The organism is Arthrobacter sp. MYb214 (assembly GCF_002979865.1).
Classification (GTDB): Bacteria; Actinomycetota; Actinomycetes; order Actinomycetales; family Micrococcaceae; genus Glutamicibacter.
In genome coordinates this window covers 328,882-350,798 of the sequence record NZ_PCPZ01000004.1, presented here as the reverse complement: position 1 = coordinate 350,798, position 21,917 = coordinate 328,882, and the positions used below count along the sequence as shown (strand labels likewise).

General features: G+C 61.0%; 22 protein-coding genes and 1 pseudogene. 12 read left to right on the top strand and 11 right to left on the bottom strand.

Annotated elements, in window-relative coordinates:
* The first annotated feature begins 22 nt into the window (after nucleotides 1-22).
* The 3 genes from CQ012_RS12485 to CQ012_RS12475 all read left to right on the top strand — a co-directional run bounded on the left by CQ012_RS12485 (nucleotide 23) and on the right by CQ012_RS12475 (nucleotide 2,956).
* Nucleotides 23-1,519, top strand: coding sequence for a SpaH/EbpB family LPXTG-anchored major pilin (locus tag CQ012_RS12485; RefSeq protein WP_181148774.1), 1,497 nt, complete (start codon nucleotides 23-25; stop codon nucleotides 1,517-1,519).
* Nucleotides 1,520-1,615: 96 nt separating this feature from the next.
* On the top strand, nucleotides 1,616-2,566 hold the full coding sequence (locus CQ012_RS12480) for a class C sortase (protein ID WP_286134068.1): 951 nt from the start codon (nucleotides 1,616-1,618) through the stop codon (nucleotides 2,564-2,566).
* A 162-nt stretch (nucleotides 2,567-2,728) separates the two neighbouring features.
* Nucleotides 2,729-2,956, top strand: a complete 228-nt coding sequence (locus tag CQ012_RS12475; protein ID WP_105656397.1) for a hypothetical protein — start codon at nucleotides 2,729-2,731, stop codon at nucleotides 2,954-2,956.
* Nucleotides 2,957-3,419: 463 nt separating this feature from the next.
* Here CQ012_RS12475 and CQ012_RS12470 read toward each other — a convergent pair whose 3' ends face one another.
* From CQ012_RS12470 to CQ012_RS12430, 8 genes and pseudogenes are all read right to left on the bottom strand, one after another.
* Entirely contained in the window at nucleotides 3,420-3,758 is a 339-nt protein-coding gene (locus CQ012_RS12470) for a hypothetical protein (protein WP_146112222.1), read from the bottom strand.
* Nucleotides 3,759-3,991: 233 nt separating this feature from the next.
* Nucleotides 3,992-4,432 (bottom strand): hypothetical protein, encoded by a 441-nt coding sequence (locus CQ012_RS12465; RefSeq protein ID WP_146112961.1) that lies wholly within the window; start codon nucleotides 4,430-4,432, stop codon nucleotides 3,992-3,994.
* Between the two features lie 130 nt (nucleotides 4,433-4,562).
* Nucleotides 4,563-5,616, bottom strand: a pseudogene (locus CQ012_RS12460) (IS3 family transposase).
* Nucleotides 5,617-6,042: 426 nt separating this feature from the next.
* Complete coding sequence (locus CQ012_RS12450; RefSeq protein ID WP_105656401.1) at nucleotides 6,043-6,360, bottom strand: hypothetical protein; 318 nt, start codon at nucleotides 6,358-6,360, stop codon at nucleotides 6,043-6,045.
* A 249-nt stretch (nucleotides 6,361-6,609) separates the two neighbouring features.
* The gene (gene allB, locus CQ012_RS12445; RefSeq protein ID WP_105656402.1) at nucleotides 6,610-7,989 is read right to left on the bottom strand and encodes an allantoinase AllB; all 1,380 of its coding nucleotides are present in this window, start codon (nucleotides 7,987-7,989) and stop codon (nucleotides 6,610-6,612) included.
* A gap of 151 nt (nucleotides 7,990-8,140) precedes the next feature.
* Nucleotides 8,141-9,934, bottom strand: coding sequence for a glyoxylate carboligase (gene gcl, locus CQ012_RS12440; protein ID WP_105656403.1), 1,794 nt, complete (start codon nucleotides 9,932-9,934; stop codon nucleotides 8,141-8,143).
* A gap of 267 nt (nucleotides 9,935-10,201) precedes the next feature.
* Nucleotides 10,202-11,113, bottom strand: coding sequence for a 2-hydroxy-3-oxopropionate reductase (locus CQ012_RS12435; protein ID WP_286134666.1), 912 nt, complete (start codon nucleotides 11,111-11,113; stop codon nucleotides 10,202-10,204).
* A 25-nt stretch (nucleotides 11,114-11,138) separates the two neighbouring features.
* Nucleotides 11,139-11,942 (bottom strand): hydroxypyruvate isomerase family protein, encoded by an 804-nt coding sequence (locus CQ012_RS12430; RefSeq protein ID WP_105656616.1) that lies wholly within the window; start codon nucleotides 11,940-11,942, stop codon nucleotides 11,139-11,141.
* Between the two features lie 365 nt (nucleotides 11,943-12,307).
* Between CQ012_RS12430 and CQ012_RS17915 the strand changes: the two genes are divergently transcribed.
* The 3 genes from CQ012_RS17915 to CQ012_RS12420 all read left to right on the top strand — a co-directional run bounded on the left by CQ012_RS17915 (nucleotide 12,308) and on the right by CQ012_RS12420 (nucleotide 14,862).
* Entirely contained in the window at nucleotides 12,308-12,433 is a 126-nt protein-coding gene (locus CQ012_RS17915; RefSeq protein WP_286134665.1) for a hypothetical protein, read from the top strand.
* Nucleotides 12,434-12,583: 150 nt separating this feature from the next.
* On the top strand, nucleotides 12,584-14,107 hold the full coding sequence (locus CQ012_RS12425) for an NCS1 family nucleobase:cation symporter-1 (protein ID WP_286134071.1): 1,524 nt from the start codon (nucleotides 12,584-12,586) through the stop codon (nucleotides 14,105-14,107).
* 8 nt (nucleotides 14,108-14,115) lie between these two features.
* Nucleotides 14,116-14,862, top strand: coding sequence for an aspartate/glutamate racemase family protein (locus CQ012_RS12420; protein WP_105656405.1), 747 nt, complete (start codon nucleotides 14,116-14,118; stop codon nucleotides 14,860-14,862).
* A gap of 160 nt (nucleotides 14,863-15,022) precedes the next feature.
* Here CQ012_RS12420 and CQ012_RS17780 read toward each other — a convergent pair whose 3' ends face one another.
* Both CQ012_RS17780 and CQ012_RS12410 read right to left on the bottom strand, forming a co-directional pair.
* Complete coding sequence (locus tag CQ012_RS17780; protein ID WP_219844111.1) at nucleotides 15,023-15,556, bottom strand: hypothetical protein; 534 nt, start codon at nucleotides 15,554-15,556, stop codon at nucleotides 15,023-15,025.
* Nucleotides 15,557-15,688: 132 nt separating this feature from the next.
* Nucleotides 15,689-16,375, bottom strand: a complete 687-nt coding sequence (locus tag CQ012_RS12410; protein WP_105656618.1) for an SDR family oxidoreductase — start codon at nucleotides 16,373-16,375, stop codon at nucleotides 15,689-15,691.
* A 174-nt stretch (nucleotides 16,376-16,549) separates the two neighbouring features.
* Here CQ012_RS12410 and CQ012_RS12405 point away from each other — a divergent pair, with 174 nt between their 5' ends.
* The 6 genes from CQ012_RS12405 (at nucleotide 16,550) to CQ012_RS12380 (ending at nucleotide 21,528) form a co-directional block, all read left to right on the top strand.
* On the top strand, nucleotides 16,550-16,762 hold the full coding sequence (locus tag CQ012_RS12405) for a hypothetical protein (RefSeq protein ID WP_105656406.1): 213 nt from the start codon (nucleotides 16,550-16,552) through the stop codon (nucleotides 16,760-16,762).
* Between the two features lie 33 nt (nucleotides 16,763-16,795).
* Entirely contained in the window at nucleotides 16,796-17,329 is a 534-nt protein-coding gene (locus CQ012_RS12400; protein WP_105656407.1) for a DUF488 domain-containing protein, read from the top strand.
* A gap of 348 nt (nucleotides 17,330-17,677) precedes the next feature.
* Entirely contained in the window at nucleotides 17,678-18,664 is a 987-nt protein-coding gene (locus tag CQ012_RS12395; protein ID WP_105656408.1) for a siderophore ABC transporter substrate-binding protein, read from the top strand.
* Nucleotides 18,665-18,756: 92 nt separating this feature from the next.
* On the top strand, nucleotides 18,757-19,737 hold the full coding sequence (locus CQ012_RS12390) for an ABC transporter permease (RefSeq protein ID WP_181148775.1): 981 nt from the start codon (nucleotides 18,757-18,759) through the stop codon (nucleotides 19,735-19,737).
* Nucleotides 19,738-19,741: 4 nt separating this feature from the next.
* The gene (locus tag CQ012_RS12385) at nucleotides 19,742-20,776 is read left to right on the top strand and encodes an iron chelate uptake ABC transporter family permease subunit (protein ID WP_105656410.1); all 1,035 of its coding nucleotides are present in this window, start codon (nucleotides 19,742-19,744) and stop codon (nucleotides 20,774-20,776) included.
* Nucleotides 20,773-21,528, top strand: a complete 756-nt coding sequence (locus tag CQ012_RS12380) for an iron ABC transporter ATP-binding protein (RefSeq protein WP_105662315.1) — start codon at nucleotides 20,773-20,775, stop codon at nucleotides 21,526-21,528. Before CQ012_RS12385 ends, CQ012_RS12380 begins: the two co-directional genes overlap by 4 nt.
* Before the next feature lie 97 nt (nucleotides 21,529-21,625).
* Here CQ012_RS12380 and CQ012_RS12375 read toward each other — a convergent pair whose 3' ends face one another.
* Nucleotides 21,626-21,892 (bottom strand): hypothetical protein, encoded by a 267-nt coding sequence (locus CQ012_RS12375; RefSeq protein WP_105656412.1) that lies wholly within the window; start codon nucleotides 21,890-21,892, stop codon nucleotides 21,626-21,628.
* Nucleotides 21,893-21,917: the final 25 nt, after the last annotated feature.

Here is a 21,917-nt window from a genome sequence, read left to right as displayed (position 1 = left end):
ACGAAAGGAAAACGGAAAAACAATGACCGTTAAGAATCCGCTCCTAAGGCGCGCAACCGCCGCCATTGGAGCCATCTCGATCGCAGCTAGCGGGCTGCTGCTTCTTGGTTCACCTGCCTTTGCAGCTGTGGGCCCCGACCAGCCGGGCGCTCCGTCTAGCGGCACCCTGACGGTGAACAAGTATTCGGGTTCACCAGTTGGTACTGAGGAAACTCCTGACCCCGAAAACTTGCTTGATGGGGTTGAATTCACCGTGCAGCAGGTCGGTAAGCTCAACGCAGGGAATTCATGTGATCCAATCGATCTGTCTGCGGCTACCGACTGGAACGGCTTGAACGGATTGTTCAACTCAGCACCAGCTGCTCCTTCCGCGCCGTACTGCTTGATTTCAGGGACCGATGTTGCCCAGTCGACAGTGGATGGCTCTACTGTTTTCAACTTGGACTTAGGTGTCTACTTCGTTCGCGAAACTGACCCAGGCCAAAACAACATCGTCTCCAAGGTCCCGGACTTCTATGTTTCGATCCCTACCTCTGAAGGTGCCGAAGGCAGCGGCTGGAACTACAACGTAGTAGCCGACCCGAAGAACCAGATCCTGGATGAACCAACCAAGACCATCGATCCTGCACAGTCCGAACTGACCGTAGGCAGCGATGTGACCTGGACGCTGAACGTTCCAGTACCTACCCTTAACAATGGCGAGAAGTTCACTGAAGCCATCGTTCGCGACGCCCTCGATTCCCGCCTGCGCTACGTAGCTGACTCGACAGTTGCCACGGTCGGAGGTACGCCACTTGTTCAAGGAACCCACTACAACGTCACTGGAAACGCCGTGTGGACCTTCACCGCAGCTGGCCGCGCAGTGCTCGATGCGAATATGGGCGAAAGCATCGCTCTTAGCTTCGACACCACCGTGATTTCTGTCGGCAACGGGGCTATCCCGAACGACGATTACAAGAGCACCTTCAACGGCACCACGGTTCCAGGCGAACAAGTTCCTTACACCTATTGGGGACAACTCTCGATTCTGAAGACCGATGATTCCAAGCCCAACGCGCTAAAGCTGGCAGGCGCTGAGTTCCAGGTCTTCAACCTCACCGGTGAGACCTGCCCGGCAGAAGCTCCAGCTAATGGCACCGTGGCCACCGGCACCTCCGATGCCAACGGTCTTGTGCAGTGGAGCCACACCACCCCAGCCAGCAGCCCTCTGGGCCTTTGGATCACCAACGTTGACAACGGTCCAGCGGCGCCTGCCCCATCCAAGGACTACTGCGTTTATGAAACTGTGGTTCCAGCTGGCCACACCGCAACGCCAATCGACAATCCTGTCACCATCACCCCGGGTGAGAACAATGTCAATTCGATGACCGTGGTGAACGCCAAGACTGAAGGTCCAGATCTTCCGATGACCGGTGCTCAGGGCACGATCCTGCTGACCGTAGGCGGACTGGTAATCGTTGCGGCAGGCGGAGGACTCCTCCTCGCAGCCCGTCGCCGTAACAACAAGCAGGATGCCTAAGCTCCAGCTGGCCTGAACGTATAAAGGCCCAGAATTTGGCGGCGGTGCATTCATGTGCCGCCGCCAAATCTATTTCACCACCTATGAGGAAAACTAGTGAGTACATCGAGACTTAGGCGTCACGCACCGCACAGCGGGCGCCATCGGAGTTGGAAGCTGCCCTGGCTGGAGAGCCTCGCGGCCATCCTGATCCTCGCAGGAGTCATGACTTTCATGTATCCTCGCACGGCGTCATGGTTCTCGCAGCGCGAGCAGTCCCGCGTGACTGAGATGGCGCTCAACGAGATGCGAGAAGCTCCGACCAATGACGCAGCATATCGGGCAGAACAGATTAGCCGCGCCCATGAGTACAATGACGCCTTAGCTAGTGGCGCGGTATACCGGGCCAATGAGAACATCGCCAGCAGTGATATCAACGTCGCTGAAGAAAAGTTGGACTACGATTCAATGCTGGACACCACCGGCAACGGGTTCATGGGGCGCCTTCGATATGAATCTCTCGACATTGACCTTCCTATTTACCACGGCACAAGTGACGAAACACTGCAACGCGGCATTGGCCATCTGGAGGGAACTTCGCTGCCGGTCGGTGGAAATGAAACCCGTTCTGTATTGACAGCGCACCGCGGACTACCGGAATCTACGCTATTCACCCATCTGGATCGGGCACAGATCGGAGACCGCCTAACTGTTTCGGTGCTCGATCAGACTTTAACCTACGAAGTTGTAAAAACGGTGGTCATTGACCCAGACGAAACCGAAGCTATACTCCCTGTCGCCAATACCGACATGCTGACACTTGTTACCTGCACTCCTCTCGGGCTGAACAGCCACAGGATTCTCGTCAATGCAGTGCGAGTAACACCGACTCCACCAGCAGATGAACTCGCCGCAGCAGAAAAATCCGAACTACCTGGCTTTCCGTGGTGGGCCGTAGTCCTGAGCGCTGTGCTTCTAGCGGCAGTTGCATTCGTCTGGCGCGCTGGCTACGCGCAGGCCAACAGACATACCCGCGCCTCGAAGCGCATGGCTGAAGAAAACACATGAGTACCATTTGCTGTTTACGGCTTCCAACAGCATGCAGAGTTAGAAGTATTCCGATAACAGCCAAACCTCTCACGAGAGATACGTCTTCGGTATCTCGGCTGAGCGCCCATCCAATCAAATACGCCGCGGATAGTTCTCCGACACGACAATCAAGCAGGAATCATGGATTCTGACAAGCATTTCGTTCCATACTCGCTCACTATCCGGATGGAAGATGATGATTCCAGCTACGCCTTGTATGAAGCGCTGAAAAGATACAGAGATGGTTTGTTATCGGGCCCATCGGAATCACCGGCAATCCTTAGTTCCGTCACTCATTTGATCCAGGTGGTCGAAGAAGCATGGGAAGAATCGCCGAATGGTGATGCCACACTGGTATTGGGAGACTGAATGCCAGCAAATGGTCTGCTTGGGAATCTACGGCCTGTAATGCTGAAGAAGAACACTTCTTGGGTGTGTGGCTGCATAACCAGCATCAGTCCCTTGATGAGAAGACCCCCGCTGTCAATGCACGCGGGGTCTTCTCATCGGCAAGGAAAGCAACCCGCAAGTTTTTGGGGAAAACCAGCGGGCCCACTGGGAATCGTTATTCTTGGGGGAAAAAACGATTCGCCGCCCAGTGGTTGGATCTGAAAATCTAGCAAACGAAACTAGCCTAGCTGTAAATCCGTATCTTCGGTTTGCCGACATGCTGGACCGCACGATAAGCGGAGGATTCCGTACCATTTTTGCTGCCAGCGGTGCATGTCGTAACGCATAGAACCTCGAGAATGCGGGCCCGCAGGATCTTTCTGTAGTTCTCATGTCGCTTTGTCTTTTCCAAGAGGCAAATCGGCAGCGCCGTCCAGGCTGCTTATTTGCTCAATGAAACGTAGTCGTGAACCTTGTACGGTGCGGTGTCGGTGAAAGTGGAGAAGAACGTCTGATTCCCTCCCCAGCCCAGGATACTCCGTTCTTGGCGACCCATTGCCAGGTGGCGGTGACCGCAACGGTCTGGCTCGTGGCGCTCTGCCATCAGCTTCACCGAGGGCTTGCTGGTCGCCTTCTTTTCTGCGGCTGTCAACCATTCAACACCGGTTGAGGGCCGTTCCGAGCCGATGACCTCTTTGGGCCGTTCGCTGGTCATGAGCTTGCGGGCGCGCAGTTCAGCTGCGGTGCGGTTGAAATCCTTGTTCGGTTTCCAGGTGGTCATGAACATTGCTGCTTTGCTTGGTCAATTCGATTTTGGCGGGATCATCCACAGCATCCCCGTGCTTGGGGCCGCTGCTTAGGGAGGGGCTACTGGCAGTTGGTGTCCGCATAGCCGTCATGGGCGGGAAACTGATAGGTTCGGCGTCTGTTCCCGCACTGGTGCATCCGGCCAGCTCTGTAACGCGTGCCGCCACCAGGGCGAGGCTCATGAGTTTGGGGGGGGTCTTTGGATGTTCACTTTTTGCTGTCGAAGGATCGATACCGGGTCATAGGTATTGCCGTTGTTGATTGCTGGGCGGTCGAAACCTGAAGTTTTCGGGTTGTTGGTCTGGAGGTGGACGTGGATGCCGCTGGAATTGCCGGTAGCACCCGGTTTGCCCAGCGGTTTTCCCTTCTCACCACATCCCCGGTTTTGACCAGCAGGGAGTGACCTTGGGCTTCGTGGAACTCGAATTCCGAATACAATGCTTCGGTCAACTGGGCGACGATGTAGTTGCCATTGGAGTCGTAGAGCTTGTCGATCTTGCCGACTCTGGCATACGTGATTTTCATGTCCGTGGGATCGTGGAAGTAGGGGTCTGATCCTGCCAGGTAAACGCCTTCCTGCATCATCAGGAAAGGCATGCCACAGCAGCTGGCCAGCGGGCACGCACGCGGCCCGAATGGAGAGGTCATCCTCGAATTGGGCATGAGGTGTGCCCATTCATCCGCTTCCAGGTCACCAAAGTTGAAACCACCAGGGGCTTCGCAGGTTGAGGAATAGCCCTGCTGCGGGGTCTGCTGAGGGTTTGGTTGACACGAAGGTTTATTCTGCCAGAGCGACAGACTCGAACATTGTAGCCTCGAACTGGCTCGCGGTCATTTTCCCCAAAACCTCGTCGCCTGCTCTTGCGGTTATACCTCCCCTCCAGGTACCCAACAATGGCCAGACGAAGTTCCTGGCGGGAGGACCACCAGCGACGGTCCAACACGTTCTTCTGCAGCATGTTGAAGAACGACTCCATAGCCGCATTGTCACCAGCTGCCCCAACCCTGCCCATCGAACCAACCAGCCCCTGACGCTCGAGAGCCTGGGTGAATTTCCTGGATCGGAATTGGCTGCCACGGTCGCTGTGAACTGTGACCCCACACGGATGGCCTCGGTGCGCCACTGCCATTTCCACGGCGTTGACAGCCAGTTGGACGTTAATCCGCGAATCCATTGAATAGCCAACGATCCGGTTGATGAAGACGTCTTTGATCGCGCATAGGTATAGCTTTTCCTCACTCGTGTGGTGCTCGATGATATAGGTCAACCACAACTGGTTGGGCCGCTCGGCGGTGAAGTTCCGCTGCACTAAGGTCATCATGCACCACAGGGCCTGCCGGAACGTGCTTGCGCTTGTGTTGACTGATCACTAAGCGGATTGCAGCCTCACGACACAGCCTCCACACCCGCCGCTCAGAGACGGGGCTCTTCAGCTACTTGTAATACGCCTGGGTGCTGAATCCCAAGACCCGGCGCGTCACCGCCACAGAAATGCGTTTACTGCCTGTTCTGGCGACTAATTCTTGGACGAACGGGCCCAATATATTGGGCAACGGATGTGCGGCTGGGATAAGTAAGCTGCAGCCTTGCGCGGCACTTCGTTCTCCAATTCGAGCTCCCGGATCCGTTTGAGAGCCTGGATCATTTCTTTGCATTCGTCAGCATCGGAGGATGGGGCGAATCCGTGGGATTGGTAGCGGGCATCGCGAACCCAAGTTTGCAGTGCTGTCTTTGAGACTCACAGATCCGCAGCGACTTGCTTCTGCGACATCACTGATTCGACGAGAGCGACTGCGGCCTTCTTGAATTCTTCGGTGAAGATTCTTGGCATGGCTTTTGTTCCTTCGTTTGCGCATAACCAAAGCTTGGTCATGCGGTCGAAGTGTCAACCAAACCCTCAGCACACCGTATGCCCCGGTGCAAGCACCACTGCGGCATGGAGTTGCGGGTCTCGGGCTAGCAGCAGGGAAATCTTCTCGAGTTCTTCCAGCACCTCGAATGGCCGCTCCGAGAAATCATGGACGGCACCCTTCCGGTCCCCATCCAGGATTTCGCGAACCAGATCCGCCCGGTTTCGGGCGCTGCGCGCACCAGCAAGAGGCGTGGCAAGGCCGGGTGCACCCGGGTTGCTTCAACCACCGCTATACCTCCAGCCCGTTATCGCGTGGGCCAAGCCAAGTGCGGCCCTGCATGGGCTTGAGACTACCAATCTCGTCTTTGACTAACTATCCCGTTGCGTCCGGCCGAATCCCTGTCTTCATCTGCTGTCCTCTAAACCGCGCTTCAAGGCCCCGGTCCGGCGCAGGTCCCCGAGCGCCGAAAGCACTTCAATCCGCGGTGCTGGAAGTTTCCGGGTACCGCTTGCTGGACTCGGAGCCTCATCACGCTCGGCCGGACGCTGATCAGCTGGAGTGCCGTTGGCATGACGGCGCCAATGGGCATAGGTCTTGAGCCCGAAGGCAAGGAGCACAGCCATGAGGATTGCGCCGAAGACCAGCGACGCCTGGACCACTTCGCCCAACGCCAGATCGTCGACTTCTTTGCTCATTATCGAAGCAGCAGTAATCGCGTTCATACCCATTTCCTGTATTCAGAGTGACGGCTGCTCTATCCCCATAGTGCTGACAGTCTATGAGCTGGGCAGCCCAATCCTTTAACGCCACATCCAATCGATACCTGTTTGTTATGCGCCAGGGAAATAGCCTGCGTACCACCGGTGAATACACTGCGAATCTGTGGTGGCCAAAGCACGCCGGGGCTATTATTGCCCACGGCGCAGCAGAGCCCCCGTCCTGCGGACAGGGGCTTTGCGAGGTACCGGTTCCTAGCTCTCGCGGCGGATCAGCTGACCCGTTGGATTCTGGAAATCCACATCGGTCCCGGCAATGATGGACCGGCGGACTACGCCGTTCAGGGTCTTGCCCTGGTACGGGGAGATCGGGTTCTTGTGGTGCAGCTTCTGGACGTCCACCTCGAAGGTGTCCTCCGGAGCGAAGACCGCGAAGTCCGCGTCCTTGCCTACCTCGATGCTGCCCTTGGAGCCCAGTCCGGCAAGCTTCGCGGGATTCAGGCCCATCCACTGCACGACCTGTTCCAGCTTCAGTCCGCGCTTCTTCGCCTCGCTCCAGATCAGGGGCAGGCCCAGCTGCAGCGAGGCCACCCCGCCCCAGGCCACGCCGAAGTCGCCGTTCTCCACATCCTTGAGGTCAATGGTGGACGGGGAATGGTCCGAAACGATGCAGTCGATGATGCCTTCCTCCAGGCCCTTCCACAGCAGCTCGCGGTTGTCATTCTCGCGGATCGGAGGGCAGCATTTGAAGGCTGTGGCGCCGTCGGGGATGTCCTCGGCCAGCAAGGTCAGGTAGTGCGGGCAGGTTTCCACGGTGAGCAGCACGCCCTCGGCCTTCGCCTCGCGGATCATCTGGAGCGCATCCGAGCTGGACAGGTGCAGCACGTGGGCGCGCACTCCGGTTGTGCGGGCGCGTTCGATCACCTGCGCGATGGCGGTGTTCTCGGCATCGCGCGGGCGCGAGTCCAGGAAGCCGGCGTACTTGCCGCCCACCGGTTGCGGGGAGTTGCCGATGATATCGGAGTCCTCAGCGTGCACGATCATCAGCGAGTCGAAGGACGCCAGTTCGGCCATGTCCTCTTCCATCTCGCCAACACTCAGGGACGGGAACTCGTCGACGCCCGAATGCAGCAGGAAGCATTTGAAGCCGAAGACTCCGGCTTCGTGCAGCTCGCGCAGATCCTTCTTGTTGCCCGGGATGGCACCGCCCCAGAAGCCGACGTTGACATAGGCGTTCTTGGAAGCGGCCGCGCGCTTGATTTCCAGCGCTTCGAGGTTCACCGTGGGCGGGATGGAGTTCAGCGGCATGTCCACGATGGTGGTCACCCCGCCGGCAGCGGCGGCCTTGGTAGCCGACTCGAAGCCTTCCCATTCGGTGCGGCCTGGCTCGTTCACGTGCACATGGGTATCAACGAGTCCGGGCAGCAGGACCTCGTCGGCGGCCACCTCGATGACGCGCTCTGCGGCCAGTCCAGCACCCAATTCCTGCACGGCGACGATCTTTCCGTCGCGCACACCGATTTCCCGCGGGGCGATTTCCTGCCCGGCCAGCACTTGCTGCCCGCGCAGCACCAGGTCATAGGTGGTTTCGGTGGCTTGGGACGATGTGCGGCCAACAGCTTCGTTGATGCTCATGAGGCGTTCCTACTCGTTAATTGCTAGGTGTTCTTGGGGCTCGGCAGCTCTATGCCAAGTCTAGGTTGTTGTGGCGCGGGGCACACCCGTATTGGTGAACCGGTGCCCCGCGCCAAACTTTGCGGGTTGCAGGTCAGCGACGACTGCCCTTTCACGCACCCACGGTGGCCGAGGCTGCCATCGGCACCAACGCGGTTGGTGCATCGGCGGCGTCCAAGGCCAGGTCTTCGAATTCATTGACGGCATCCAGCTGCGCGCCCATGGCGATGTTGGTGACCTTTTCCAGGATCACTTCCACCACAACTGGCACCTGGTGCTCTTCGGCCAGCGCATTGGCCTGCGCGAATCCGGCAGCCAGCTGGCTCGGATCCTCGACGCGCACGGCCTTGCAGCCCAGGCCCTCGGCGACCTTCACATGGTCCACGCCGTAGCCGTTGGTTTCCGGGGAGTTGATGTTATCGAAGCCCAGGGACACGTGGTAATCCATCTCGAAGGCGCGCTGCGATTGGCGGATCAGTCCGAGGTAGGAGTTGTTGACCACCACGTGCACGTACGGCAGCTTGAACTGGGCGCCGACGGCCAGCTCCTCGATCATGAACTGGAAATCGTAGTCTCCGGAGAGGGCCACGACCTTTTCCCCCGGCTTGCCGCGCACGACGCCCAGGGCGGCCGGTCCGGTCCAGCCCAGCGGGCCGGCCTGTCCGGCGTTGATCCAGTTGCGCGGCTTGTAGACATGCAGCATCTGCGCACCGGCGATCTGGCTGAGCCCGATGGTGGACACGTAGGTAGTGCCCTGGCCGAAGGCGGCGTTCATTTCCTGGTAGACGCGCTGCGGCTTGATCGGCACGTTCTCGAAGTTGGTCTTGCGGTGCCCGGTGGACTTGCGGGCCGTGGCCTCGTTGGCCCAGGCCGAGTAGTCCGGCAGGGTGCCGGCGGCCTTGCGCTCGCGCACGACTTCCAGGATGGCTTCGATGGCGGCCCCGGCATCCGAGGTGATTCCCAGGTCCGGGGAGAACACCCGGCCGATCTGCGTGCCTTCGATATCCACGTGGATGAATTTGCGTCCGGCGCGGTAGGTGGCCAGATCCCCGGTGTGGCGGTTGGCCCAGCGGTTGCCCAGGCCCAGCACCATATCCGATTCCAGGAAGGTCTGGTTGCCGTACTTGGTGTGGGTCTGGATGCCGACCATGCCCGACTGCAGGCGGTGGTCATCCGGGATGGCGCCCCAGCCCATCAGGGTCGGGGAGACCGGGATGTCCAATTCCTCGGCGAGTTCGACCAGCTGCGCGCTGGCGTTGGCGTTGATCACGCCGCCGCCGGCGATGATGATCGGCTTGCTTCCGGAGAGCAGCAGGTCCACGATCTTCTCGGCCTGGCCGCGCGTGGCCTTCGGCTTTTCCACCGGCAACGGCTCGTAGGCATCGATGTCGAAGTCGATCTCGGCCATTTGCACGTTGATCGGCAGGTCGATCAGGGCCGGGCCCGGGCGGCCCGAGCGCATGATCTGGAAAGCCTTGGCGAAGGTGCCCGGAACCAGTCCCGGCTCCAGCACGGTCGAGGCGTACTTGGTCACCGGCTTGGCGATGGACTCGATGTCCACGGCCTGGAAGTCCTCCTTGTGCAGCACATTGGTCGGGGCCTGCCCGGTGATGCACAGCATCGGGATGGAGTCGGCGATCGCGGCGTACAAGCCGGTGATCATGTCGGTGCCGGCAGGACCGGAGGTGCCCAGGCACAGGCCGATCTTGCCAGTGGCCCGCGAGTAGCCGTCGGCGGCGTGGCTGGCCCCCTCGACGTGGCGGTGCAGGGTGTGGCGGATGCCGCCGTGAGCCTTCATGGCCGAGTACAGCGGGTTGATCGCGGCTCCTGGCAGGCCGAACGCCTCGGTGGCGCCCTCCTTGGCCAGGATCTGGACGACGGCGTCGATTGCGCGCATCTTAGGCATGGGAATACGTCCTTTGGAACGAGAAGAAGAAAAGAAGGATACCTACGGCGGGAAGCCAAGGTGCATGAGTCACCACAACGCCGCTTCCTTGAGCACCAGCTAGCGGCGATGAACTGGAACAAAGCCCATTGCGCAGCGGATACGGCGCGTCGGGCCCCTGCCGTGTACCAGGGGTCCGGCGGCACCGGAGCGTAGCCGGTATTGCGCGGCCGCTAGCTGAAGAAGCGGGTTACCTAGTTGTCCCCGCCGTAGGAAGATTTGGTGGTGCTAGGCAGGGACCGGGGCGTCGATCTTTCCGGCCAGGCGCTGCACCCCGCGGAAGAGGCCCGAATGGTCCAGTGCCCCGTCGCCGGAAGCCACGGTGGAGGTGACCAGCTGGGCGACCAATGCTCCCAGGGGCAGCACGACGCCTGCTTCGCGGGCCGCGGAGGTCACGATGCCCATGTCCTTGTTGTGCAGGGCCAGGCGGAAGCCCGGGGCGAATTCGCGGTCCAGGATCTTCTGGGACTTCTGGTCAAGCACCTTGGAGCCGGCCAGGCCGCCGCCGAGGACCTTGATGGCCGCGTCGGTGTCCACGCCATAGGCTTCGAGGAAGACCACGGCTTCGGACAGGGCCTGGATGTTGGCGGCGACGATCAGCTGGTTGGCCGCCTTGACCGTCTGCCCCGAGCCCGAAGGGCCCACCAGCACGATGGTCTTGCCCATAGCTTCCAGGACCGGGGCGGCAGCCTCGAAGTCGGCCTGCTCGCCGCCGACCATGATGGACAGCACGCCCTCGATGGCCCCTGCTTCGCCGCCGGAAACCGGGGCATCGAGCGGGCGCAGTCCGGCGTCTCGGGCCGAGGCCGCAAGCTCGACGGCCACGTCGGGACGGATCGAGGAGTTGTCGATCCACAGGGCTCCGGCCTTCGCGTTGGCGAAGACGCCCTCTTCGCCGAGGGTGACAGCCTGGACGTCCGGGGAATCCGGGACCATGGTGATGACCACGTCTGCATTGGCCACGGCTTGCGCGATGGAGGCGGCCTTGGTTCCGCCAGCGGCGGCCAGCTCGTTGCCGGCCTTGTCGCTGCGGTTGTAGCCGGTGACGTGATAGCCGGCGTTGACCAGGTTCTTGGCCATCGGCAGGCCCATGATGCCCAGTCCGATGAAGGCGATGTTCTGCGACATGTGATTCTCCAAAAATTCTTGTGCGAAAAGGTGTTCTCTAGACTGCGGCGCTGCTGCTGGCGTTCTGGAGCCAGTCGAAGGCGGTGGCCGCTTCCTGCTTGTACTCCAGGGCGACGTTGCCGGTGTAGCCCAACTCGCGCGAGCGCTTGATCCAGTCCTGCAGCGGCAGGTCCCCGGTGCCCGGAGCTCCGCGGCCCGGTGCATCGGCGATCTGGATATGGCCGAAGTCCTTGGCATGCGCTTCAATGACGGCGGCGACGTCATCGCCGTTGACTGACAGGTGGTAGAAGTCGGCCAGCAGCGCGATGTTCCCTTCGCCCTGGGCCTTGACAGCCTCGACGACTGCAAGCGCCTGGGCCGCAGTTTTCAGCGGGTAGGCTTCCGTGCCGGAGACCGGCTCGATCAGCACGGTGCCGCCGACCTTGGCCACGCCCTGGGCCGCGGACACCAGGTTCTCCAAGGCCAGCGCATCCTGGGCCGCCGGGTCGGCGCCCTCGATGCGGTTGCCGTACAGGGCGTTGAAGGCCTTGCAGCCGGTAGCTTCGGCGATGGCCACGACGGCGTCGACATTGTCCTTGAATTCGGACTCGCGCCCCAGCCATGAAACCAGTCCGCGGTCGCCTGCCGGCATGTCGCCGGCGAAGAAGTTCAATCCGTCCAGCTGGACGCCCGCGTTGGCCAGCGAGGCGAGAAATTCGTCGACCTGCTTGCCGGAGGGTGCGGCTTCGCCAAATGGCCACCAGAATTCGACGCTGTCGAAACCCGCCTGCTTGGCGGCATCCGCGCGCTGCAGCAGCGGCAACTCGGTGAGGAGGATCGAGCAGTTCAGAGTGTAGGACACTGGATTTCCCTTCAAGAACATCTTCCAAAGATTCCGCTTTATGGAAGTTAGCTTTTGCTTTATGAAAACTCTAGGACGAGACGCCAATCACTGTCAAGAAGGTTTCGGGACGAAGTGCCGATGCGCGCAGAGTCGCACAGAAGTGCGCTGCAGTGGCATCAGGACAGGAATGGCGCCCGGTGCGATCCTGATAAAAGCAGGCTCATCAGCGGATTCCGGGAATGGAATAAAAGGCTCCGGAATCCGGCCAAAATACCATCTGGTGAAATTATCATTTTCTATTGCGGGAATGTGATCCAGTGCATACAGTGGTGGTTACTCACCTGGCACATATCTCGGAGTGACTTCCTAGCTCAGGAGCAGCCATGCTTTTTCCACCGTGCATCACGCACAGCGCACAGCGGCTTGCCGTTGCGCCGCGCCCGGCCATGCCGGTTCTCGGCTCGCCGGCCGAGTTCTACGTTAATTTCGGACAGCCGATCTACCCGTAAGCGGGCCCGCCTACCTGTCCTGCGTCCCCGCAGGCAGGCACGGGCCGTTCCCCTGAACGCTCCGCTTCCCCAGATCTGTCATCTTCCCTTGCCGCAGTGCGCCCGAATGCGCCTGCCCGGATGCATGACCCTTTGACAAGGATGTCCATCATGTCGCAAAAGACCCCTGAAATGGTGCCCGAGGCCGCACCGCAGGAAAACCGGCCCGCTATCGACCGGGCCAATCCCTTCGAGTTGAGCGCGTCGCTCTACAACCAGGACCTGGCACCAACCACCCGCTCCGGGCGCACCTGGAGCTCTTACAGCATCTTCACCCTGTGGGCCAACGACGTGCACTCGCTGGGCAACTACACCTTCGCCATCGGGCTCTTCGCGCTGGGCATGAGCGGCTGGCAGATCCTCGGCGCGCTGGGCATTGGAGCGGTCCTGCTCTTCGCGCTGCTGAACTTCTCGGGGTTCATGGGCGAGAAAACCGGTGTCCCTTTCCCGGTGATGAGCCGCATCGCCTTCGGCATCAACGGCGCCCAGATTCCCGCGCTGCTGCGCGGGGCCGTGGCCATTGCCTGGTTCGGCATCCAGACCTACCTCGCCGCCCAGGTCCTCGCCGTCATGGTGATTGCCGTGGCCCCGGGGTCCGCAGCCCTGGAGCAGACCAGCTTCCTGGGACTGAACGCCCTGGGCTGGATCTGCTTCGTCGCCCTCTGGGCGGTGCAGCTGGTCATCGTCAGCTACGGCATGGAGATGATCCGCAAGTACGAGGCCTTCGCTGGCCCGGTCATCCTGGCCACCTTCCTGGGCCTGGCCATCTGGATGCTCTTCGAATCGGGTTTCAACGTCTCGATGAGCACCGGCGAATCGAAGACCGGCATCGAGATGTGGACCGCGATGTTCGGCGCAGCCGCCCTGTGGGTCTCGATCTACGGCACCTTCGTCCTGAACTTCTGCGACTTCACCCGTGGCGCATCCTCCAAGAAGGCGATCGTGAAGGGCAACTTCTTCGGCATCCCGCTGAACATGATGTTCTTCGGCGCCATCGTGGTGGTCCTGACCGGTACGCAGTTCTCCATCAACGGCCAGGTCATCACCTCGCCGTCGGATATTGTGGGCGCGATCCCGAACACCTTGCTGCTATTGCTGGCCTCCGCCGCCCTGCTGGTGCTGACCATCGCGGTGAACCTGATGGCCAATTTCGTGGCACCGACCTACGCATTGACCAACCTGCTCCCGAAGAAGCTGAACTTCCGCACCGCCGCACTGATCTCCGGAGTCATCGGCCTGGTCATCCTGCCCTGGAACTTGTACAACTCCCCCGAGATCATCAACTACTTCCTGGGCGGCCTGGGCGCGCTGCTCGGCCCGCTGTTCGGCATCATCATGGCCGACTACTGGCTGATCCGCAAAGCCCGGATCAACGTCATGGACTTGTACCGCTCGGATGCCGAAGGCACCTACTACTTCACCCGCGGCGTGAACTACCGGGCCGTCGGGGCACTGGTGATCAGCTCGGTGATCGCACTGGTGCTGGCCTTCGTCCCCGCCTTGCACGTGGTCGGCCCGTTCGCCTGGTTCCTGGGTTCGGGCGCCGGCGCCCTGGCCTACCTGGCCTTGGCCAAGCGCCAGCACGATCTGGCAGACATCGATGGCGAGCCGATCGCCGTGGCACCAACCCATTAGGACAACTCATGCGCATTCTGATCCTGAACGTCAACACCACGCAGTCCATGACCCGCGCCATCGGGGATTCCGCACGGCAGGTCGCCTCGCCCGGCACCGAGATCGTCGAGCTGACCCCGGATTTCGGGGCGGACTCCTGCGAAGGCAATTTCGAAAGCTATCTGGCGGCCATCGCCGTAATGGACAAGGTGGTCCGCTACACCGAGCCATTCGACGCGGTCATCCAAGCAGGCTACGGCGAGCACGGCCGCGAGGGCCTGCAGGAACTGCTGGATGTCCCGGTCGTGGACATTACCGAAGCCGCCGCCTCCACGGCGCAATTCCTCGGCCACAAGTATTCGGTGGTCACCACGCTGGACCGCACGGTGCCGCTGATCGAGGACCGGCTGAAACTGGCCGGCCTGACCGACCGGCTCGCCTCGGTGCGCGCCAGCGGGCTGGGCGTGCTGGAACTGGAATCCGATCCGCAGCGCGCGGTAGCGGCCATCGTCGAGCAATCCCGCCAGGCAGTGGAGCACGACAAGGCCGAAGTGATCTGCCTGGGCTGCGGCGGCATGGCCGAGCTGGAGGAACAGGTGCGGCTGGCCACCGGCGTGCCAATTGTTGATGGCGTGCGCGCAGCGGTGACCATCGCGGAGTCGCTGGTCCGCATGGGGCTGAGCACCTCCAAGGTGCGCACCTACGCTCCCCCGCGGCCCAAGACCGTGACCGGCTTTCCCATGACTCCGGCGGCCGTCGTTCCGGCGGGTCTCTGAATGCCAAGCCAAATGGCAGGCTCAGCCCAGCGCGCTCACAGTCAGCCGTCCTAGAGTTATAAGTACCTCATGAAGGTGCGAGTGATGACAAAAGGAAACCCCGGTGCTTCGGCACCGGGGTTTTCTTCTTGCCCTGCTCTCCATCGAGGACCGGATTGGCCTAGGAGAATTCAGGCACCTTCGGCAACGCCATGTTCTTCGAGAAGAACTCGGCCAGTTCCGCGCGGGCAGTCAACGGCAAGACCTGGGCGACATACATGTCCGGGCGGACGACAACCAGGGCTCCGGGCCGGTCGATCTTGCGTTCCGTGAAGATATCCTGATGCGGGATCGCGGCATAGACCTTCTCCCAGTCGGTGATCTGGACCTGGCCCAGCTCGGCATTGCCCGCACCCGGTGCAATAGCGCCCAGCACGAGGGCCGGATCCACGGCAGACCAGCCGATATCGTGCAGCAGCATGGCCGGCAGCACGATATTGGCATCGGCTTGCGGGTGATGGCCCAGCAGCTGCTGGGCCAAGGACACCGAATACAGGGCGTGCGCATCATTGCTCCGGACCGCGAGAAGCTCCTTGGCGTCCTCCCACAGCTTGGCCAGCAGCGGGTACTGCTCGAACAGGCCGGGTCCGGCGCTCCCGATCCTGCTCGAGACATCGCGCCCGTAGTGATTCGCAGCGGGTTCTAGTTTGGTCATGGGCACATGATCCCACCGCTTGCCCGCAGGCAGAAGGCCCCGCATCCACTCAGTGGAAGCCGCGGAACTTTCATCCGCAGATGCAGAACAGCCCTGCCCCCGTTGCGGAGGCAGGGCTGCGGCTGCGCATTCCTAGACGATCGCTTCCACGATCGGCATGTTGCCGTTGTAGAAGTTCACGGTGGAGCGGCGTGCTGCATTATTGGCCACCACATGGGTGATCACTTCGGCGACGTTCTCGCGCGAGGTCTGAGATGCCTCGCCTTCAACGTCTGCTCCGTTCACCTTGCCTGCCTTGTCAGCCAGCACCACGCGCTGGCTGGCCGGTTCCAGGGTCAGCGCCCCCGGGCCCAGGATCGTGTAGTCCAGCTCCGTGCCGCGCAAGTACGCGTCGGCGTCGTGCTTGGCCTTGGCATAGGTGTAGAACGAGTTGGCCGGATCCAGGCTGTCCACATCCACCAGGGCGCGGCTGTAGGAGACCATCACGAAGCGGTCCACGCCGGCCTGCTTGGCAGCCTGCATGGAACGCACCGCGGCATCATAGTCCACGGCGCGGGTGCGATGCTCGTTGCCGCCACCGGCACCTGCGGAGAAGACGATGGCGCTTGCACCGGAAAAGGCCTGGGCCAACTGATCCACGCCAGCGCTTTCGATGTCGATGACTACTGGGGTGGCGCCCGTGGCGCTGATGTCGGCTGCATGCTCCGGGTTGCGGATCAGCGAGTTGACCGCGTAGCCGCGCCCAACCAGCTTGGGCGCTGCCAGCAGGGCAACCTTCCCATGTCCGCCAATGAGAACTACTCGATTTTCTTCAGCCATGAACTGCTCCTTCTGATCGATGCTCGTATTCGGCACAACAAGGCCTGCCACGAGCCTATTCCCGGCGAGCTTCGGCGACGACTTTCTGAGTGCCAGCTTGATAGCGGTCATTTCGGTTGGCAATGGGCGTACGCTCGGGTTCATAGAATTCGCACTCGACCCAGGATGAAGCTCATGAAGCAGAGAACCTTGAACTTGGAACTGAGCAATGACCAATTCGCGGACCTGGCCAATGCGCTGGAGGACCACCGGGACTATTTCAAGAAACGCGCCGATGAAGCAACACTCGGCTTCGGGCTCGACACCGGCTACTGGCAGTCCCGTGCTGCCGAAGTCGAAGAGCTGCTCCAACTAGTCCTCAGCTCCGCCAAGCACGATCAGCATTAGCCCCGCCCCTTCCCCACCCAAGGAGCCAGCATTTTGCCCGCTGGAATTTTCACCATTGGACATTCGGCACGATCCATCGAGGATTTCCTCGCACTGCTAACGCAGTACGGAGTCACGAATGTTGTGGATGTCCGCAAACTCGCCGGCCCCCGCAAATTCCCGCAGTTCAATGCGGATGCCTTGGAAGCCTCCTTGAGCACGGCAGGAATCAGCCTGCACCACGCGGAAGCGCTGACCGGCAGGCGTCCTGTGAGCCGAAGCGTCGATTTCGCAGTCAACGCATGGTGGACGAACCGCAGCTTCCATAATTACGCCGACCATGCCCTCGGGGACGATTTCCTGCAGGCGCTCCAGCGGTTGCAGGCGCGGGCCGCCGGCCAGAAGACGGCGATCATGTGCGCCGAAGCTGTATGGTGGCGTTGCCATCGCAGGATCATTGCTGATCATCTGCTGGCCCGCGGTGCCGAGGTATTCCACATCATCGATGGGCATCCGGCCAAACCTGCCGAGCTGAGCCCTGGCGCGGTGATCGACCAGCAGTCGCGGATCACCTACCCGGCAGCCTGATACCGGCGCGCAAAACGGGCATCAATGGCAGCATCTGCGCCATGGCTCGGCTCATGCAATGAGCTGGAGGTGCAATTCATTACGCTGCCTGACGCAGCTTCCTCCATGCCTTCGGACACTAATTAAACAAGGCCGATGATCGTTATTTCTCCCTGAAATAGCCCAGTCAGCTGGGGCAAGCCTCATCAAGAGCCGCATTTGCGGACGGTTCCAGCCTTGAATTCGCGCATTTGGGTGACCTAGCTAACATAAGAGCCGTTTGGCTTAATTCGCTCAGATAAGGCTAAGCTAATTATCAGATCACTCAATAGCGCAACCAACGCCGGTTGCTGTCCGAAGAAGGAATACATGTCCTCCATGAAGCTTCGCGCTGCCGCACTGCTGAGCATCGCCGCACTGTCACTGACCGCTTGCGGTTCCGCTACCGATACGGCAGCTGAGGCCAAGGCTGGCGACACCAAGACCGTCACCATCACCGACAATGAAGGTGAGAAGAAGATCGAGGTTCCCGCGAAGTCTGTCGTTGCCACGGATAACCGCACCTTCGAGACCCTGGATTCCTGGGGCATCAAGCTCACCGCAGGCGCTGTCTCGCTGATGCCGGATACCATCTCCTACACCAAGGACGAGAACATCCTGGACTTGGGCAGCCACAAGGAACCGAACCTGGAATCAGTTGTCACCGTCGACCCTGACCTGATCATCAACGGCCAGCGCTACACCCAGCACGCCGCGAAGTTCAAGGAACTGGCTCCGGAAGCCGCCATCATTTCGCTGGACCCACGCGAAGGCGAGCCATTTGACGCTGAGCTGGAACGCCAGGTCACCACCCTGGGCGAGATCTTCGGCAAGCAGGCCGAGGCCAAAAAGCTCGTTGAGGACTTCGAAGCCGCCGAGAAGCGCGTCACCGATGCCTACGACAAGGACCAGACCGTCATGGGCCTGATCGCCTCGGGCGGCGAGCTGGGCTACTCGGCTCCTACCACCGGCCGCACCGTCGGCCCGATGTTCGACTTCCTGGGCCTGACCCCGGCGCTGAAGCTCGACGAATCCTCCACCGACCACGAGGGCGACGACGTTTCGGTCGAAGCCATCGCCAAGTCCAACCCGGACTGGATCATCGTCATGGACCGCGACGCAGCGGTTGAAGCCGACGGTGCGGACTACCAGCCGGCAAAGGACCTGCTGGAGAAGTCCGAGGCGCTGCAGAATGTCACCGCCTCGAAGGAATCCCAGGTTGTCGTCATGCCTGCTGACACCTACACCAACGAGAGCATCCAGACCTACACCGAGTTCCTGAATACTTTCGCTGACGCGCTGGAAGCTGCCAAGTAGCATTCCGGACACCCCAGCCAGCTAGTGGCGAAGCCGTATTCCGGCTTCGCCACTAGAGCTGTTTTCCCACCACTTATTTCCACGGCGGCATAATGACAAGCACGACCTCCCCAGCCCGGACCAAGAGCAAGGCCCTTTCCGGAAAACTCGCATTGGGCATCCTCGCAGTACTGGTGCTGCTGGCGTTCTCCCTGTTCACCGGCGTCTACGACATCTTCGGCATGGACGACGGCGCCATGATGTTCGCCGTCACCCGCATTCCGCGCACCCTTGCGCTGGTACTGGCCGGAGCGGCCATGGCCATGAGCGGATTGGTGATGCAGTTGCTGACCCAGAACCGCTTCGTGGAGCCGACCACCACCGGCACCACCGAATGGGCGGGCCTGGGCCTACTGACCATGCTGGTACTCTTCCCCAGCGCGTCGCTGCTGGCCAAGATGAGCGTCGCGATTGTCTTCGCCTTCATCGGCACCATGATCTTCTTCCTGTTCTTGCAGCGCATTTCGCTCAAGGCCTCGCTGACCGTGCCGATCGTGGGCATCATGCTCGGTTCCGTGGTCGGCGCCTTCTCCACCTTCTTCGCGCTGTCCACCGACAAGCTGCAGTCCATGGGCATCTGGCTGGCTGGTTCCTTCACCTCTGTGATCCGCGGGCAGTACGAGGTGCTGTGGATCGTGGCCATCGTCGCCATTGCCATCTACATCGTGGCCGACCGCTTCACCGTAGCAGGGCTCGGCGAGGAAATCGCCACCAACGTCGGGCTGAATTACCGCCAGGTGATGCTGCTGGGCACCGCGCTGATCGCGGTCGCTACCGGCGTGGTCACCGTGGTCATCGGCAACCTGCCATTCCTCGGCCTGATCGTGCCGAATATCGTCTCGATGGTCCGCGGTGACGACCTGCGCAGCAACCTGCCCTGGGTCTGCCTGCTGGGCATCGCGATCACCACGGTGTGCGACCTGATCGGCCGCACCATCATCATGCCGTTCGAGGTCCCGGTCTCCCTGATCCTGGGCGTACTCGGCGCGGCCGTCTTCATCTTCCTGCTTCTGAGGCAGCGTAAAGTTGGCTAATCTCATGACTCATCCCGCTTTGGGCATCCACCACTCCGCCCGTTCTGCCGGGCCGCTGCCCACCAAGAAGGTCCGCAAGCGATACTGGATCACCCTGTCCATCATGATCGGGCTGGCCCTGTTCTTCGGGATCGGCCTGCTCGCCTGGGATAACCCCATGCCCTTTGGCTCCGACGGATTCTGGATCATCGCCAAGCTGCGCGCCAGCAACATCCTGACCATGGTGATCGTGGCCGCCTGCCAGTCCATCGCCACGGTGGCTTTCCAAACGGTGACCAACAACCGCATCATCACCCCGTCGATCATGGGCTTCGAAGCCTTGTACCGGGTGGTGCAGACCGGTGCGATCTTCGTGCTGGGCGTTGCCGGGGTGACCTTCTTCACCGGTGTCAGCCAGTTCGTCCTGCAAGTGGCGATCATGGTGGGCCTCTCGGTGGCCCTGTACGGCTGGCTGCTTTCGGGCAAGCTGGGCAACATCCAGATCATGCTGCTGGTGGGCATCATCATCGGCACCGGGCTGGGCTCGATCTCGACCTTCATGCAGCGCCTGCTGACCCCGAGCGAATTCGATGTCCTCACCGCACGCCTGTTCGGCTCGATGGCCAACGCCGACATGAGCTACATGCCGGTGGCCATCCCGCTGGTGGCCATTGCCGGCGGCTACCTGGTGCTGTCCTCGAAGAAGATGAACATCCTGGCCTTGGGCAAGGAAACCACCATCAACCTGGGGATCAACCACCGCCGCGAGGTCATGAAGACCTTGTTCTTCGTATCGATTCTCATGGCGGTCACCACCGCACTGGTGGGCCCGCTGACCTTCCTCGGCTTCCTGGTGGCCACCTTGGCCTACCAGCTGGCGGACACCTACGACCACCGCTACATCTACCCGATGTCCTTCCTCATCGGCTTCGTGGTCCTGGCCGGCGCCTACTTCGTCATGAAGAACATCTTCTACGCAGAAGGCGTGGTCGGCATCATCATCGAAGCCGTCGGCGGCATTACATTCCTGATCTTCATCCTGCGAAAGGGCCGGCTGTGATTACCCTCAATTCCGTCAGCAAGAAGTACAGCTCCACGGTCTCCATCGGCCCGGTCAGCTTGGAAATCCCCACCGGCGGCATCACCGCCCTGGTAGGCCCGAACGGCGCCGGCAAGTCCACCATGCTCACCATGGTCGGGCGCCTGCTGGGCATCGACCAGGGTTCCATCGAGGTCTCCGGCTACGACGTATCCAAGACCAACTCGAAGGATCTGGCCAAGATCGTCTCGATCCTGCGCCAGGAAAACCACTTCGTGACCCGCCTGACCGTGCGCCAGCTGGTGGGCTTCGGCCGCTACCCGCACTCCAAGGGCCGGTTGACCCAGGCCGATGAAGAGATCATCTCGCGCTCCATCGACTTCCTGGACCTGGGCGAATTGGAACGCCGCTACCTCGATGAGCTCTCCGGAGGCCAGCGCCAGCGCGCCTACGTGGCCATGGTCCTGGCCCAGGACACCGACACGGTGCTGCTCGATGAGCCGCTGAACAACCTGGACATGAAGCACTCGGTAGTGATGATGCAGCATCTGCAGCGCGCTGCCCGCGAGCTGAACCGCACCATCGTGATCGTGCTGCACGACATCAATTTCGCCGGCCACTACGCCGACTACATCTGCGCAATGAAGCAGGGCAAGGTCGTCGAGTTCGGCACCCCTGATGAAATCATGTGCGATGAGGTGTTGACCAAGGTCTTCGAAACCCCGGTAAAGGTCATCCCGGGCCCCAATGGCCCGCTGGCGGTTTACTACTAGGCAACGCCATGAACACCAAAAGTTGAGCCCCATGAACGACAACTAGTTCATGGGGCTCAACTGCATCCATTCACCCGCACTGCGGGCCCTGCTTTTGCTATTGCTTGGACTTCCCCAGCGCATTGATCGCGTCAACCATCGTCACGCCCGGATGCTGACGGCGGTATTCCTTCACATCCCGGGGTGAGAGCCCCTGTGCATCGACGGTGATTTCTTGGGGCTTCGGACTGCCAGTCCAACCCCAAAGCATCAAGGTCCAGCTGCCTACGAGCAACCCCCAGGTAGGTTCCTCCGACAGCGCCATGAGCAGAATAGCGGCGGTTGCCAGCGCCAAAAGAACACTGGTGCGCGTTGATTTGCCCATGGGACCGCCTAGCTCGTTGGGGTGG

Bases quoted from the DNA above. Each gene is read 5' to 3' on its own strand.
- CQ012_RS12475 (WP_105656397.1), top strand. From the start codon at position 2,729: ATGGATTCTGACAAGCATTTCGTTCCATACTCGCTCACTATCCGGATG.
- CQ012_RS17915 (WP_286134665.1), top strand. From the start codon at position 12,308: ATGCTTTTTCCACCGTGCATCACGCACAGCGCACAGCGGCTTGCCGTT.
- CQ012_RS12420 (WP_105656405.1), top strand. From the start codon at position 14,116: ATGCGCATTCTGATCCTGAACGTCAACACCACGCAGTCCATGACCCGC.
- CQ012_RS12390 (WP_181148775.1), top strand. From the start codon at position 18,757: ATGACAAGCACGACCTCCCCAGCCCGGACCAAGAGCAAGGCCCTTTCC.
- CQ012_RS12395 (WP_105656408.1), top strand. From the start codon at position 17,678: ATGTCCTCCATGAAGCTTCGCGCTGCCGCACTGCTGAGCATCGCCGCA.
- CQ012_RS12405 (WP_105656406.1), top strand. From the start codon at position 16,550: ATGAAGCAGAGAACCTTGAACTTGGAACTGAGCAATGACCAATTCGCG.
- CQ012_RS12410 (WP_105656618.1), bottom strand. From the start codon at position 16,375: ATGGCTGAAGAAAATCGAGTAGTTCTCATTGGCGGACATGGGAAGGTT.
- CQ012_RS17780 (WP_219844111.1), bottom strand. From the start codon at position 15,556: ATGACCAAACTAGAACCCGCTGCGAATCACTACGGGCGCGATGTCTCG.
- gcl (WP_105656403.1), bottom strand. From the start codon at position 9,934: ATGCCTAAGATGCGCGCAATCGACGCCGTCGTCCAGATCCTGGCCAAG.
- CQ012_RS12385 (WP_105656410.1), top strand. From the start codon at position 19,742: ATGACTCATCCCGCTTTGGGCATCCACCACTCCGCCCGTTCTGCCGGG.
- CQ012_RS12450 (WP_105656401.1), bottom strand. From the start codon at position 6,360: ATGAACGCGATTACTGCTGCTTCGATAATGAGCAAAGAAGTCGACGAT.
- CQ012_RS12425 (WP_286134071.1), top strand. From the start codon at position 12,584: ATGTCGCAAAAGACCCCTGAAATGGTGCCCGAGGCCGCACCGCAGGAA.
- CQ012_RS12375 (WP_105656412.1), bottom strand. From the start codon at position 21,892: ATGGGCAAATCAACGCGCACCAGTGTTCTTTTGGCGCTGGCAACCGCC.
- CQ012_RS12465 (WP_146112961.1), bottom strand. From the start codon at position 4,432: ATGACCTCTCCATTCGGGCCGCGTGCGTGCCCGCTGGCCAGCTGCTGT.
- CQ012_RS12485 (WP_181148774.1), top strand. From the start codon at position 23: ATGACCGTTAAGAATCCGCTCCTAAGGCGCGCAACCGCCGCCATTGGA.
- CQ012_RS12470 (WP_146112222.1), bottom strand. From the start codon at position 3,758: ATGACCACCTGGAAACCGAACAAGGATTTCAACCGCACCGCAGCTGAA.
- allB (WP_105656402.1), bottom strand. From the start codon at position 7,989: ATGAGCATCAACGAAGCTGTTGGCCGCACATCGTCCCAAGCCACCGAA.